Origin of the sequence: Paraburkholderia sp. BR14312 (assembly GCF_040948675.1) — a bacterium.
In the GTDB taxonomy this organism is placed as follows: Bacteria; Pseudomonadota; Gammaproteobacteria; order Burkholderiales; family Burkholderiaceae; genus Paraburkholderia; species Paraburkholderia nodosa_A.
In genome coordinates, this window is record NZ_JBFPKI010000020.1 from 1 (window position 1) to 14498 (window position 14498).

Sequence of the window (14498 nt, forward strand, 5' to 3'; positions counted from 1 at the left end):
TCGCGTTATCGCCTCGCAGATTGCTTCGGCATCGGCCGCGTCGGTCTTGTTGCTCTTTACGTAAGGCCGGACGAACTGCGGGGCGATCAGTCGAACGGTGTGTCCGAGCTTGGTGAGCTCACGCCCCAGTAGTGCGACGAGGCGCACGCTTCCATGCCGATTACACACGGTTCGAGCGTAGCAAAATACCGAAGTACATTCGCGCGTCTTAGCTGTTTGCGTACAACGATTTCGCCTTGCGAATTCACTGCGTGAACCTGCATCACGCTCTTGGCCAGATCCAGTCCAACAGTCGCTATATTCATGATGAACGCTCCTTTGCCGTGGACGTCACGACTTCTCCACTTTGGCATAAACCGCTCGCTGGGTAGCGGGAGTCGTCCATCACATCAGAGCCTCTTGGCCTCGTACCCCGGCAGCATTCCTCGGGTGGCAAGCAGCGTCTGGCTCACATAAGTAAAAGGGGTGACCCGTATTTGCGAACCCTGCTGATCCACGGCGCACGCGCGGTGGTCCGGATGTGCCAGGGAATCCAGCGACGCGCCTCTACGGCGATCGATCCCTAGCTGGAACATTTATTGGCCCGCAAGCATCCTAACCAGGCAGCCGTGGCGCAGGCAAACCGGAATGCTCACATTGCGTGGGCGTTGCTCGCAGGCAACCGCGTGTACCGCTCGCCAGTTACCGCAACATGAGCAGCGTATCGAATCGTTCGAAGTCCTCTCCTCACACGACGGTTGCACAAGGCAAGCATGCATGATGGCGATATAGGTCAGACCTCGATGAGTAAAGCCTGATAGTCGGCCCGGGCATCAAGCCCGATGTTCAGATGAGGACCTCACCGGCGCATTCCATCAAGGCTAGGGCGATGCCCAATTAACGGGCCGAATATAAGGATGCAACCGATCTAACCGTCAGAATGCAAGCTCTCCTGGGCAAACGGGTGGTGCCCATATAAGGCCCGACTAACTAGTCGAGTCTGAAAAATTCGAAGAGCCCTGTGCAGCAAGGGTTTAGAGCGGAAAGTTGTTGATGGATTTGCAGGATCCTGGCAGATTATGGGTGGTTTCCTGCAAATTCTGTCGAGGTCTGGATGGGTCCGAAGACAGCGGTGAGCGAAGGCGATTTGTTCCGGCAGCCTCCGCGCGAGCAGATCAACCTGAAGCATCCGCTGGTGCGTCTGGCCGATCTGATCAACTGGGATGGATTGAATGCGTCGATGAGCGCGAGCTTCGTCTCACGCAAAGGTCGGCCGGCCACACCACCGAGGCTGATTGCTGGTTTGTTGTATCTCCAGCATGCGTTCGATCTGTCGGACGAGGAAGTGGTCTGGCAATGGGTCGAGAATCCTTATTGGCAGGTCTTCACTGGCGAAACGTTTTTGCAGACTGAGCCGCCGATTGATCCGTCGAGCCTGACGCGTTGGCGCAAGCGCCTTGGTGAAGCCGGAGTTGAGGAGTTGCTAGCCGAGACGATCGAAGCAGCGAAGCGCGCGGGCGTGATCAAGGCCTCAAGCGCGAAGCGCGTAATTGTCGATACGACGGTCATGCAAAAGGCGATCGCCCATCCAACCGATTCGCGCCTGCTCGAGCGGTGTCGCGAACATCTGGTGAAGGCTGCTGCACGGCACGGATTGAAGCTGCGGCAGAACTACAATCGCGAGGCGCCGCACCTGGCGCGTCAAATTGGCCGCTACGCGCATGCGAAGCAGTACAAGCGCATGAAGAAGGCGCTTCGCACGTTGCGCTCGCGCGTTGGGCGCGTGATGCGTGATGTGGAGCGTCAGCTTGATTCAGTCGCCGACACTGGGCGCATCGCGTTGCAGGAGTTGATCGGTCGCACGAGGCGGGTCCTGTCGCAAAAGCAGAAGGACAAAAACAAGCTGTACGCACTGCATGCGCCAGAAGTCGAATGTTTGGCGAAAGGCAAGGCTCGCACTCCCTACGAATTCGGTGTGAAAGTGTCGATCACGACGACACACAAGGAAGGGCTTGTGGTTGGCGCCCGCTCGATGCCGGGTAACCCATACGACGGTCACACGCTGGCTGAAGCGTTGGAGCAGGCGGCGATCCTGAGCGATGTGAAGCCCGAAGTCGCCATCGTGGATCGCGGTTACAAGGGTGTCGCTGTCAAGGGAGTGAAGATCTATCACCCGGGACTGCGGCGCGGTATCACGCGCCAGCTGCGCGCAATGATCCGACGACGAAGCGCAATCGAGCCTGCCATTGATCACATGAAGACGGACGGTAAACTCGATCGAAACTGGCTCAAAGGCGCGCTCGGTGATGCGATTCACGCTGTGCTGTGTGGCGCCGGCCACAACCTGCGCATGATCCTCAGAAAGCTGCGGATTTTTTGCGCCCTTGTTCTGTTCGCTTTGCTCAGCCGCTCGACCAGTGTCGTCTTCGAGGCATGAGGGCTAGCGCCGCGCAAAACGAATTATTCAGGCCGGACTAACTATGCACGGTTAATTTATGTGCATACATACGTTGCAGGATATTTGTTTTGATTTTATAAATTAAAATATTCTTTAGTTACGATATTAAAATATTAAATTTAATAGGTAATATGAATTGGTCGATGCATTTAGTTGTTGTATGATTTATTCGTGAATTGCATTTTTATTTGATAATCAATTTAGGTGAGGAGAAATGGAAAATCGAGAAATCGAAAAAGGTGAGATGCGAGGCGGTGGGGTACACAGTTTTTTGTTCTTAATCTCACTACAAATTCGTTTCCTGATGGAGCTAAAGTCACTTGGTCAAATAGTGATTCAAACGTCTCTCTTGATGTTGGCAAACTACCTCCTGGTATTTCTTCTCCGATGAAAGTTTTTTTCCGGCATCAGGGAAAAAGGATTATTGGCAGTGGTCTATGAGAGGTCGGAAATATCAAATGAATTGCTATGATTCAGATCGCTATGTTGTCGTCACTATTAGTAGCTATGGTATTGGAGTTATACCTACCGGCACGAGCCCTGACACGTGGGGGTGGTAGTTCCATTGGATTATGTTTATGAGATAAAAGGATTTCAGGATGAAGGTGTGGGCAATTTTTACTTTTCTGATAATCTATTGTGCGAGTAATGCGTTTGCGGCAATTAATGATCGCCGTGTGGTCACCTGGAATCTCCAAGGCGCTAGCGCAAGCACAGAGAGTAAATGGAATGTTAATATTCGCAATGTTTTGCTTGGAAATCAAGATGGCGGATCGGCACCCAATTCAAGGCGCATAGACGTTATGACGATCCAGGAGGCTGGATCGTTACCCGACTCTATAACGGTTAATCCTCCATTGCCATTGGATGGCCGGCTAGTAAATCCTGATGGGGTTGTTGCGCCTATAAACGAATATCTCTGGAATTTGGGTACGCGAGCAAGACCAATTAATTATTACGTTTATTTCTCTAGGGTTGATACTGGAGCTAACCGAGTAAATCTTGCGATTATTAGTAGGGATAGAGCTGATCAAGTACTGTTGCTTAGGCCCAGAGCATGGTCGGGAGCAAGGCCAATATTGGGAATAAGACTCGGGTCGGATTATTATTTTGGAGTTCATTCCCTGTCAAATGGAGGGTCGGATTCCGGAGCAATTGTTGCACGAGTTTGGGAATACTTCAATCAAAATCAAATTGCTGATCAATGGTTGATCAGTGGTGATTTTAATCGTAATCCAGATTCACTGAGAGGTCTTCTCCAGAGAAATTATCCGCAAGAATATAGGAATGTGACTTTTCAGAATCAGGACCGACCAACCCAAAGAAGTGGCGGTAATTTGGATTATGGGGTTGCTGGGCAGATTAATAATCCATCTGGTGGTCCTAATTTTAACTGCAATTTGTTTACTCCAAGCCTAATGGGTCAATTGGCATCAGATCATTCTCCTGTTTTACTTTGGCCTAAAAAGTAGGTGGCAAGATGAAAAAGAATAGATATTCAATTTTGTTTTTATTTATGGGGTACTCTTTTTCGCAGGAGAAAATTGCAGATGTTGTTTCGGTGAGTAATGTTTTCACTGGACAATTTTTAACAACTATTTATAACAGTGCTGGAGGGTATGTTTATGCATATTCGGCATGCATTTTCATATAGAAATGATAATTCTCGGCAGAATTTTACGATGACTTATTTAAATGATGGAGCCGTGAATTTCACGTATAAACCAATTGGATCATGTTTGAGTGATTATGATAATGGTTATAGTGTGGTCGATGGAAAGTGTGACGACAATTTGAGAAGAGATCAATGGGAGATACTCCCGGTTGATACTGGAGCAGTGCAGCTGAAGAATGTGTATGCCGGGAAGTGCTTGAGCGTTGATGACAGTGAAAGCAATTCATCCTTGAAATATGTGGATTGTAGTACTACGGGAAAATCTGTTCACGCGAAAGATATGTGGATTATCTCGGCTCCGCGTGGTAATGGTGCTGCCCCGTGATCCGATTGGATTGTTACGGATGTCCTATGGTATCGGTCTGCCCCAGTATTGGTCCGATTTGGGATCAGATATTTCCGGCTCCTTTGAACTCGTCGTTGCAGGCTAACGCTTGCAACGACGGGCGAATTTGGCGAACGTCTCAACTCAATGCAAGATAGATGAGATTATGATCGACAACGAAGCCTTTTCGGGTTGTGTCGCGTTAAGGACGATGCGACGATCAGGCGCCTGAGATGAAGAGGATTGCTTACATCACGAGAGAATAGAATTGTTCGGCTGCAGTCGAGGCGACGCCATCGTCACACATCTGCCCCTTGCGGATCATGTGTGCGATCTCTATGCCAGACAGGGTGATGCGCGCACAGCGGAAATCCTTGAACCCCATCATCGGTTTGATGATGCGTTTGATGGCACGGTGATCCTGCTCGACGACGTTGTTTAGGTATTTGTTTTGCCGGACCTTGATCGGCGTTAAGCGCTCGGCAATGAGCGCTTCAAGCGCAACCAGATTGGCGCCGCTCCTGTCCACGGTGATTGTCTCGGGCTCGCTGTTCTGTTCAATCGCCTTCTCGAAGTAGCGGCGCGCCGCGGCCTTGTCCCGATGGGCGCACAGCAGGAAATCCACCGTGTTGCCCGCTTTGTCCACGGCACGGTACAAATATTCCAATGGCCTTTTACCTTGACATAGGTCTCATCGACGCGCCAGTGCTTGCCGACAGGCCGTTTGCGTTTGCGGATGCTTTTTCAAACACCGGCAGCAGCTTGATAACCCACCGGTGCACGCTCGAATGGTCCACCTCGATACCCCGCTCGGCCATCATTTCTTCGAGGTTTCGTAGACTCAGTCAGTACGCCACGTACCACCGGACGCACAGCAGGATCACATCCAGCGGGTAGTGCAGCCGCTTCAGTACCTTGCCAATGCCCTACGGGCCCATCCGCCACCCTCTCGCCTTCGGTCCACTTCCCGGGTTCTCCGGTTATAGAACCTACCTTGCTCCGACGATTTCGCGCCGGGGCGAGGAGGGCTTCTCCAGTTGCTTAGCGTGTCCTTGTCATCGTGCCGTCGCTTACACACACCCCGCCGAAGTGAAGTAGCCGTATCGGTCAGATTTCGGCTACCCATGCTGCCTTCGCCTACACAGTGAGGGCTCGGCCTTCGGATCTATTGTTTTCGAGGCCACATCCGCGTTCACTTTGGTTACGGCCCGATGACTCGCGCGGCCCCCAAGGGGCCGCCTGTCGATAGGCTTCAGAGTCTTGGTTTCCCGCCACCCTGCTATTCAAGCTACGGGGCGCCTGACTTTTACCCCGGCAGGACTGGCTCCTGCTGAACACGCCAGCCTTAGCTGGACGCACGCTGCGTCACCTGATTCATCTGCACTCCATGCGACCGTACTTCCTCGGCAGACCGCATGGCAGGTCCGGTTCTGTTGCAATAGCGGAGGCTGGTATGCTGCGGGACCTTACAGGATGATGTGAATGACAATGAAAGCGCTGAGTCCAGCGGTAGCCAAAGTGCTGAAGCGGTTGCACTATCCGCTCGAGATAATGTTGGTGTGCGTGCGTTGGTACGTGGCCTACCCGCTGAGCTTGCGCAATCTTGAGGAGATGATGTCGGAACGCGGGATCGCGGTCCCGATCATTCGACCGTGCACCGGTGGGCCATCAAGCTTCTGCCGGTGCTTGAAAAGGCGTTCCGCCGCTGCAAGCGCCCGGTCGGCAAGAGCTGGCGGATGGACGAAACCTATGTGAAGGTCCGGGGTACATGGAAGTATCTCTACCGCGCCGTCGACAAGGCCGGCAACACGGTTGACTTCCTGCTGCGAGTCGAGCGGGACAAAGAGGCAGCCCGACGGTACTTCGAGAAGGCCATCGATCAGAATGGCGCGCCCGAAACGGTAACCATCGACAAAAGTGGTGCCAATCTGGCCGGGCTGCGCGCCGTGAACGCCGAGCGTGAGACGCCCATCAAGATCCGCCAGGCCAAGTATCTCAACAATATCGTGGAACAAGACCATCGGGCGATCAAGCGCCGTACCCGACTCATCTTGGGATTCAAGGAATTTCATTGTGCCCGCATCTTGTTGAGCGGCATTGAACTCATGCATATGATCGCCAAGGGGCAGATGGAAGGCGCAGGCAAACTCAAGCCATCGGCCGCCCGGCAATTCTACTCGCTGTCGATGTAAGCAATCCTCATCATATCGTTATCGTTCGCCCAAATCGCCTTACCGCGACAGAACCGGCAGCGCGAAAGACGAGACTGCTTCTCGCAGAATGACGACCTGATCCCTGAGCGAATGCGCGGCCGCAGCCGCCTACTCGACCAGTGCAGCATTCTGCTGGGTCACGTGGTCCATTTCGCCAATAGCCCGGTTCACCTGCTCGATGCCTGCACTCTGTCCGCGAGATGCATCACTGATTTCTTCCAAAATTTGTTTCACGCGCATCACCGACGCGACGATTTCCGTCATCGTCGAGCCGGCGTTGGCGACGAGCACAGCGCCTTCCTCAACGCTAGTTGTCGACGCTCCAATCAGCACCTTGATTTCCTTCGCCGCTGTTGCTGAACGTTGCGCGAGGCTTCGCACTTCTGCTGCAACGACTGCGAAGCCTCGCCCCTGCTCACCTGCACGCGCCGCTTCGACCGCGGCGTTTAGCGCGAGTATGTTGGTCTGGAATGCGATTCCGTCGATTACTCCAATGATGTCGCCGATCTGTCTTGAACTGTCCGTGATATCGTCCATTTTGCGGACCACGTCCTCGACTACGCAGCTGCCGCGGGTCGCAATGTCTGCGGCTTCGGTCGCCAGATCGGCAGCGAGGGCCGCGTTATCGGCGTTATGCTTCACATTCACGGTCATCTCATCCATGCTCGATGCAGTCTGCGTTAGTGCAGCCGCCTGTTCTTCCGTCCGCTGCGACAAATCCGCGTTGCCAGCCGCGATTTCGACTGCTCCGGCATTGATATTCTCAGCACCGTGGGACACTCGCCAGATGGCTTCGATGAGACCTCTTTGCATCATGTGGAGCGCGCGCAACAAGCTCTCTCCGTTGTGATGCATCACCGGAACAGAGGTAGCAAGATCGCCGCGCGCCATGCGCTGCGTCGCTGCGACTGCTACTTCTAGCTCACCGCCGAGTGACCGTTTTATGCTTCGTAAGATGAGCAACATCAGAACAGTGGAAACGGTTCCCAAGGCGACCGTGACTCCAATCCAGCGGATAATCTCATTGTAGAACGCTTTTTGGACGTCATCCATATACATGCCGGTGATGAGAATCCAATCCCACGCCGCGAAGCGGAGCGCGTAGCCTGTTTTCGGTACGCATGCCTCACTCCCTGGTTTGGTCCACAAATATTCGACGAATCCGCCCTTGGCGTGGCTAGCCACGTTCGCTAAATCGACGAAGAGATGCGTGCCTGCCTTATCTGTGAAGCTCGCCATGTTCTTGCCGACGAGTTCAGGCTTGAATGGGTGCATTAACGCCACCAACTGAGAATTGATGACGGTAAGGTAGCCGTCGGTGCCATACCGAATCGACGAAAGCGCTTCCAAGGCCTGCTTTTTTGCATCATCCTCGGTGACCATACGCTGCTGCGACAGCTGATGGTAGTGGCTAACGATCGAGTTGGCTTCTTCAATCAGTAAGGTGAGCTGTTCCTGACGATCCGAGATCATCATAGCCCGGTGTTGCCACGCACCGAACACGATAATCATGATGGTCCCCACCCACAGGACGAGAATCGTCGAGGTAAGTTTTCTGTTGAGAGTCATCGCGCAAGCCTCTTTCCGATTAATGGAGACGCCCTTCCTTCGTCACAGGATGAAACGCCGGACTAGTTGGGCCGCTTCACCACTGCTTACAACAACTGCATCCAAGTCGCGCAGCTCCACCTAATGCTGAGTGTGGGCTTTAGACGCTAGACAGTTCCAAAGGCATAAAACGTCACCTTCAGCGTCTCCTTCAACGCAGTACATGATCATCGATATCGGCCAATTTCTCGGAAAAGTGCTGTCATCTAATCCTGATTGTTGCGTAAGGATTCACGCAGTGGATTTGCAAGGCCACATCCTCATACGCAAACAGCTGAGGCGCACGGATGTACTTCGGTATTTCGGAACGCTCGAACCGTGTGTGATTGGCATTGAATCGTGCGGCTCGTCACACTACTGGGGCCGGCAACTCGCGAAGCTCGGACACACCGTTCGACTGATCGCCTCGCAGTTCGTCCGGCCTTACGTAAAGAGCAACAAGACCGATGCGGCTGACGCCGAGGCAATCTGCGAGGCGGTACAACGACCGCGTATGCGCTTCGTACCGGTCAAGACGCAGGCGCAACAGACGATTCTGTCGCTGCACCGTGCCGGTGCCGGGTAGGCAAGTGGTTCTGTCGCGGTAAGGCGATTTGGGCGAACGATAACGATATGATGAGGATTGCTTATATCGACAGCGAGTAGAATTGCCGGGCGGCCGATGGCTTGAGTTTGCCTGCGCCTTCCATCTGCCCCTTGGCGATCATATGCATGAGTTCAATGCCGCTCAACAAGATGCGGGCACAATGAAATTCCTTGAATCCCAAGATGAGTCGGGTACGGCGCTTGATCGCCCGATGGTCTTGTTCCACGATATTGTTGAGATACTTGGCCTGGCGGATCTTGATGGGCGTCTCAAGCTCGGCGTTCACGGCGCGCAGCCCGGCCAGATTGGCACTACTCTTGTCGATGGTTACCGTTTCGGGCGCGCCATTCTGATCGATGGCCTTCTCGAAGTACCGTCGGGCCGCCTCTTTGTCCCGCTCGACTCGCAGCAGGAAGTCAACCGTGTTGCCGGCCTTGTCGACGGCGCGGTAGAGATACTTCCATGTACCCCGGACCTTCACATAGGTTTCGTCCATCCGCCAGCTCTTGCCGACCGGGCGCTTGCAGCGGCGGAACGCCTTTTCAAGCACCGGCAAAAGCTTGATGGCCCACCGGTGCACGGTCGAATGATCGACCGCGATCCCGCGTTCCGACATCATCTCCTCGAGATTGCGCAGGCTCAGCGGGTAGGCCACGTACCAACGCACGTACACCAACATTATCTCGAGCGGATAGTGCAACCGCTTCAGCACTTTGGCTAGCGCTGGACTCAGCGCTTTCATTGTCGTTCACATCATCCTGTAAGGTCCCGCAGCATACCAGCCTCCGCTATTGCAACAGAACTCATGCGCGAGCACGATGTCGTGCTGTGCATCCAGGACGCCACGGGGCTGGACTTTAACGGACAGCAAATCAGTGGCCTGGGGCCGCTGAGCTACGAGGCGCAGCGCGGCATGTATCCGCATCCGACCTACGCCGTCACTACTGATCGCGTGGCGCTGGGCGTGATCGATGCGTGGATGTGGGCACGCGAGTCCAAGGATGCCGATGGCCGCCGTGGCGGCATCACGGAAAGCACGCGCTGGGTTGAAGGTTACGCGCGCATCGCCGAGATTGCCGCCCAGTTGCCGGGCACGCGACTAGTGTACGTGGCCGATCGCGAGGCGGATATCGCGGCGCTGATGCTGCGCGCCGACGAACTCGGGACACCTGCGGACTGGCTGATTCGTTCGTCGCACAATCGTAGCCTGGATGGTGGCGACAAGCTCTGGTCGAAGGTGCTCAAGACGAGGGGCGTGGGCGAGGTCCAGTTCATGATGGCCGCACGCGTGGGTCAGAAGGCCCGCACGGTCAGACAGGTGCTGCGCATGAAGCGCGTGACGTTGCCGTGCGGTGTGACGGTGACGTGCGTCATCGCAAAGGAAGTTGATCCGCCTGCTGGCGTCAAACCGGTCGAGTGGCGCTTGCTGACCAACCGCGCGCCGGTCGGACACGACGATCTGGTCGAACTCATCGACTGGTACAGAGCCCGGTGGGAGACAGAGATTTACTTCAACGTCCTGAAGAATGGTTGCTGCGTCGAGGAATTGCAGTTGGGCAGCGTTGAGCGGGCGCTTGCGCTGTTCATGATCGTGGCATGGCAAATTGCGTATCTGATGCGTATGGGCCGGACATGTCCCGACCTTGATGCGACGCTGTTCTTCGATCCTGACGAGATTCACGGTGCCCACCTGCTGCTGAAAATACGACGACCGTCGAAACCGCTCGGACTCAACGAAATGATCCGACTGGTGGCGCGGTGCGGTGGCTTCCTCGCTTGCAAAGGCGACGGCGAACCGGGCGCAAGGCCGATATGGCAAGGTCTGGAGCGCGTCATGACGACAGCGGAAACTCTACGCGGACTGCGCCATGAACTCGCGTAGTCCGAGATGTGTATGACGCGGTGAGCTAGATCTCCGTCAGCGGAGAAATTGCAGTCGCTTGCAGACGCTCTTGACGTCAGTCAGAGCTTTCTATTGGAAGATGACGTCGAAGCGCCCGAGCAGCATCACCTCGATGAAGCCTTGTATCGCAACTACAAGAAGCTTGACGCGGACGCAAAAGGCCGACTTCGAGAAATTCTGGATGCACTAAAAAGCTAAAATTGCCGACGGACACGTTGACGCCAGCGAGGCTCCATTTCGCTTGACTTGACCAATGTCCTGAACCAGTTCGCCACCGCGCACGGCGAACAGCGCTTCACGGTAGATGTTGAAGTGCTCGCGCAGAGCGTGCATGAGGTTTTTCAATGGACGGGAGCCTATCTCCCGCGTCGTCGGGACCGACATCCCCGGCTTTGATGGGAGCCTATCTCGGGGATGACCGTGGTTGGGCGCTTCTCTACAACAACACGATTGGTTCTCGCGGCCGCATTCGCTTCACCGAGGCACACGAACTTGGACACTATGTCCTCCTCCGGAAGTTCCAGCAGAAGTTCCAGTGCACCGACCGATGACATGGACGACTGGCAGGCCGACGGACACCGAATTGACCAAGAGGCGGACAACTTTGCGGCCAATCTGCTGATGCCACTCAATCTGCTGATGCCACTTGGTGATTTCCGCAAGCAGATATTGAACACGGTCGACTTTGGCTGAACCACGTTGAGAAGGTTCTGGTGCAAATAGGTAGACGCGTTGAGAAAGCTCATATAGGTAGGATAGCTTATTTATAGAACAGAACCGCATTCCATACGGCGGGCGCAGCGGCCTCCTTGAGGCCGAGCTTCGCGAGATCGAACTGCCCCTTGCGAATACAATGCGTCAACTCGATTCCTGCAATCGTGGTCGCTGCGCTCCCGAATCGTTTGAACCCAAGCATCACGTTCGTTCTGGACTTGATGTGGCGATGGTCTTGCTCGATCACGTTGTTCAGATATTTTGAGGACCGGACCTTCGTGTCTTCAGGCAGCAGACCATCGGCCTTCATTTCGCGCACCGCGCGGTGCGAGGCGGCATAGCCCATGTGGTTATACACAACTTGACGATTCGAAGGCGATGCTGGAATAGCAAAGTAGTCGGAAGGGGTTGTTAACGACGTGGAATTCGCGTTTACTCTCGGATTTCCGGCATGAAGATTCGAGACGACGCGGGGGCATGGGTGGACGAGGAATTCGAAACGCTGGATCTGGGTGATCCACGGCGAGACCGGCGCGCGAAGGAACTGGTCAAACGGTTTGCCAGTCGGCCGACGGCCAGTATCCCGGGCGCGTGCGAAGACTGGGCCGAGACGATGGCGGCCTATCGCTTTCTGGGCAATGAGCGCATCGACTGGCGCGACATGATGCAGCCGCATTGGGATCGCACCACCGCGCGCATGGGGCGGTTGCCGGTGGTGCTGTGTATTGCCGATACGACGGAGCTGAAATTTAACGGTCAGGACATCGAGGGTGCCGGGCCGCTCAGTTATGAAGCACAGGTGGGCATGTACCTTCACGCGACCTACGCGGTGACGCCGGATCGCGAGCCACTGGGCGTAATTAATTCGTGGATGTTTGCGCGCGAGCCACGCGATTCAAACGGCAGGCGTGGCGGCGTGAAGGAAACTGTGCGATGGATAGAAAGCTACGAGATCGTCGCCGAACAGGCGGGCAGCTTGCCTGATACGCGGCTGGTGTACGTGGCCGATCGTGAAGGCGACATCGCCGCACTCATGCAGCGTGCGCAGGAACTGGGTGAACCGGCGGACTGGCTGATCCGCTCGCAGCACAATCGCGCCTTGAAGGACGAGGAAAAGCTGTGGGACAAGGTACACGCGAGTCACGCGCTTGGCCATATCAGCTTCGTGTTGCCCGGGCGCAGTGGCCAGAAGGCGCGCGAAGTGAAGCAGGAACTGCGTAGCCAGCGCATCACGCTGCCAGGGCGAGCCGGCATCACGCTTACCTGCATCGAGGCGTATGAGGTGGAAGAAAGCGGTACCAATCTGGCTGCGCTTGATGCGCTGAACATCGCACGGACGACGCCGATCAAGGTTCGCCAGAACAAGTACCTGAACAACATCATAGAGCAGGATCATCGAGCTATAAAACGCATCGTGAGGCCGATGATGGGCTTCAAGGATTTCCGGTGCGCGCGCATCATCCTTTCGGGCATCGAGGTGATGCACATGATCCGCAAAGGGCAGTTGAACAACGGCGGTGGACTCGAACGGTTGCAGAGCAGTTCTATTCGCTGGTCATATAAGCATTCCTATCGATTAGGAATTTTCTCGACACTTCATCCTTATCGCGACACTACCGGTCGACGTGCTGCAGCGCGTGGGCCAGCACCCGGCGTCGCGCGTGCATGAACTCACGCCGCGAATGTGGAAATCGCTCTTCGCCGGCAATCCGCTGCGCGCGCCCTTCATCAGGGCGTCTGAGATTGCAAGGACGTCGGAGAATTACCGATTACGGTCAAAATGACGGCCGGCGAATAGCCCGTCCAGACTCTTCAGCTTGTTCATCGCGGCTCCTCAACTCGGTCAGGGCGACACTCTAACCGATCCTTGAGCGCTATTTGCACCACAACCTGGATCGCACTTCAAAATGAGTCAATATTAACATTTCTTAATCTCATAAAAAAAACATTTTATATCGTTACGAATGGCAATTGGTGATATCGTGTCACTTATTTTGAATGGTATACATAATTCAATTTTTTGAGCCTTGTGCGCAGCAATGAATTTGCGCAATTTGCAGCCATCCCGCCTGGCCCTTGATGGCCGTCGGTGCCGACATGGATCATGGTCGTTGACTGGTGTTTTGCTTGCAAAGAGAAAGACATGGATTTCTTTCCCGAAAATGTTCTCCGCGCTGGGTTGGTGCTATGCATTCTTTATGCAGGATCGGCTCGTGCCGATTTATCGAAAACTGTCCTGGACTCCGCCCGACCCGATGATGTATTGACCGGCAAAATATTCTATGCGGGAGCTGTCACGCTTCAAAAGACCAATGACTTGGTTTCGGCGTTGGATGAGCTGAACGTGAAATATCCGAGACTAAAATCGATATACCTTTACATCGATAGCCGAGGCGGAAAAATGAGTGTCGCGCAAATTGCGTACCGCGCAATTCAGAGCTAAAGGGTGCAGGTAGTAACAGTTACGTAATTTGGACGTGGTAATGTCGTCCGCAACGATGTTGTTTTGCGGCGCCCGGAGTCTTCTCTCCTTTCCTAGTGCGCACTTTCTTCTGCATGCGCCGAGCCGAGATTTCAGCGGCAGCATTCAGCCAGATGAGCTGACTCGCCTGCGGGAAGACGTGGGGGACGCTAGGGCGATGCTCCCGGATATTTACGGTCAGTGCACGAAGATGGATCGCAAAAAGATAAACTCAATAACCTATAGCGAAAATAATAGAGAACTTCTCGCTCCCGCGGAGGCGTCTGCCAAGGGAATGGTGACTGGAATGGCTCACGAAATTGTAGATGCGCCCATGTCCTATTACGTAAAAGACCGCGCGCAATAAAGTGAGGGGCTATGTCGGTCATCGGGCTTATGACAAGGGGCTACGTACACGCGCGAGGAGTGCGGCCACCTCGCGTTCGAATGGATCGCGGCAACGTACATCGCGCTCGTCGAGCGTGGCTTGCTGAGGGTCGTCAAATGAGCGTTCTCAGCGCCAATCGCGGGCAATGCGGGCCACTGAAAATCAGTGGCGCAAGATTGTCGCGCTGA

Annotated in this window: 9 protein-coding genes and 9 pseudogenes; 12 read left to right on the forward strand and 6 right to left on the reverse strand. The window is 54.6% G+C overall.

The features are described from left to right. A pseudogene (locus AB3X98_RS38195) lies at positions 1–305 on the reverse strand (transposase); the annotation flags it as partial. Positions 306–398: 93 nt separating this feature from the next. Between AB3X98_RS38195 and AB3X98_RS38200 the strand changes: the two are divergent. From AB3X98_RS38200 to AB3X98_RS38215, 4 genes and pseudogenes are all read left to right on the forward strand, one after another. Further along, a pseudogene (locus AB3X98_RS38200) lies at positions 399–695 on the forward strand (transposase); the annotation flags it as partial. A 398-nt stretch (positions 696–1093) separates the two neighbouring features. Further along, a complete protein-coding gene (locus tag AB3X98_RS38205; RefSeq protein WP_368607144.1) occupies positions 1094–2416 on the forward strand; it encodes an IS5 family transposase in 1323 nt (440 codons plus the stop codon). A gap of 620 nt (positions 2417–3036) precedes the next feature. Beyond that, positions 3037–3909: a cytolethal distending toxin subunit B family protein gene (locus AB3X98_RS38210; protein WP_342949929.1), complete on the forward strand. Its 873-nt coding sequence runs from the start codon at positions 3037–3039 to the stop codon at positions 3907–3909. A gap of 153 nt (positions 3910–4062) precedes the next feature. Then, positions 4063–4437, forward strand: coding sequence for a hypothetical protein (locus AB3X98_RS38215; protein WP_368610416.1), 375 nt, complete (start codon positions 4063–4065; stop codon positions 4435–4437). Positions 4438–4684: 247 nt separating this feature from the next. Here the strand turns inward: AB3X98_RS38215 and AB3X98_RS38220 are convergent. Continuing rightward, positions 4685–5360 (reverse strand): annotated as a pseudogene (locus AB3X98_RS38220) (IS6 family transposase). Positions 5361–5925: 565 nt separating this feature from the next. Between AB3X98_RS38220 and AB3X98_RS38225 the strand changes: the two are divergent. After that, positions 5926–6629, forward strand: a protein-coding gene (locus tag AB3X98_RS38225; RefSeq protein WP_368610417.1) for an IS6 family transposase whose coding sequence is annotated in 2 segments (ribosomal slippage) — positions 5926–6075 and positions 6078–6629 — 702 coding nt in all. Because the reading frame shifts where the segments join, the coding sequence is not laid out codon by codon here. A 39-nt stretch (positions 6630–6668) separates the two neighbouring features. On the opposite strand, the pseudogene AB3X98_RS38230 reads toward AB3X98_RS38225, so the two are convergent. Continuing rightward, positions 6669–8219, reverse strand: a pseudogene (locus AB3X98_RS38230) (methyl-accepting chemotaxis protein). A gap of 202 nt (positions 8220–8421) precedes the next feature. Here AB3X98_RS38230 and AB3X98_RS38235 point away from each other — a divergent pair. Further along, positions 8422–8808, forward strand: a pseudogene (locus AB3X98_RS38235) (hypothetical protein); the annotation flags it as partial. A gap of 76 nt (positions 8809–8884) precedes the next feature. On the opposite strand, the gene AB3X98_RS38240 reads toward AB3X98_RS38235, so the two are convergent. Beyond that, complete coding sequence (locus AB3X98_RS38240) at positions 8885–9586, reverse strand: IS6 family transposase (RefSeq protein ID WP_368610411.1); 702 nt, start codon at positions 9584–9586, stop codon at positions 8885–8887. A 63-nt stretch (positions 9587–9649) separates the two neighbouring features. Between AB3X98_RS38240 and AB3X98_RS38245 the strand changes: the two are divergent. After that, positions 9650–10726 (forward strand): annotated as a pseudogene (locus AB3X98_RS38245) (IS4 family transposase); the annotation flags it as partial. 207 nt (positions 10727–10933) lie between these two features. Here AB3X98_RS38245 and AB3X98_RS38250 read toward each other — a convergent pair. Then, a complete protein-coding gene (locus AB3X98_RS38250; RefSeq protein ID WP_368610412.1) occupies positions 10934–11092 on the reverse strand; it encodes a hypothetical protein in 159 nt (52 codons plus the stop codon). Between the two features lie 207 nt (positions 11093–11299). Here AB3X98_RS38250 and AB3X98_RS38255 point away from each other — a divergent pair, with 207 nt between their 5' ends. After that, the gene (locus AB3X98_RS38255; protein ID WP_368606270.1) at positions 11300–11440 is read left to right on the forward strand and encodes a hypothetical protein; all 141 of its coding nucleotides are present in this window, start codon (positions 11300–11302) and stop codon (positions 11438–11440) included. 67 nt (positions 11441–11507) lie between these two features. Here AB3X98_RS38255 and AB3X98_RS38260 read toward each other — a convergent pair. Continuing rightward, positions 11508–11804 (reverse strand): annotated as a pseudogene (locus tag AB3X98_RS38260) (DDE-type integrase/transposase/recombinase); the annotation flags it as partial. 108 nt (positions 11805–11912) lie between these two features. On the opposite strand from AB3X98_RS38260, the pseudogene AB3X98_RS38265 reads away from it, so the two are divergent. From AB3X98_RS38265 to AB3X98_RS38280, 4 genes and pseudogenes are all read left to right on the forward strand, one after another. After that, positions 11913–12701, forward strand: a pseudogene (locus AB3X98_RS38265) (IS4 family transposase); the annotation flags it as partial. 42 nt (positions 12702–12743) lie between these two features. Further along, positions 12744–13024 (forward strand): annotated as a pseudogene (locus AB3X98_RS38270) (DDE-type integrase/transposase/recombinase); the annotation flags it as partial. Positions 13025–13604: 580 nt separating this feature from the next. After that, complete coding sequence (locus AB3X98_RS38275) at positions 13605–13904, forward strand: hypothetical protein (RefSeq protein ID WP_368606269.1); 300 nt, start codon at positions 13605–13607, stop codon at positions 13902–13904. Between the two features lie 40 nt (positions 13905–13944). Beyond that, on the forward strand, positions 13945–14289 hold the full coding sequence (locus tag AB3X98_RS38280; protein ID WP_368606268.1) for an ATP-dependent Clp protease proteolytic subunit: 345 nt from the start codon (positions 13945–13947) through the stop codon (positions 14287–14289). Positions 14290–14498 lie beyond the last annotated feature (209 nt).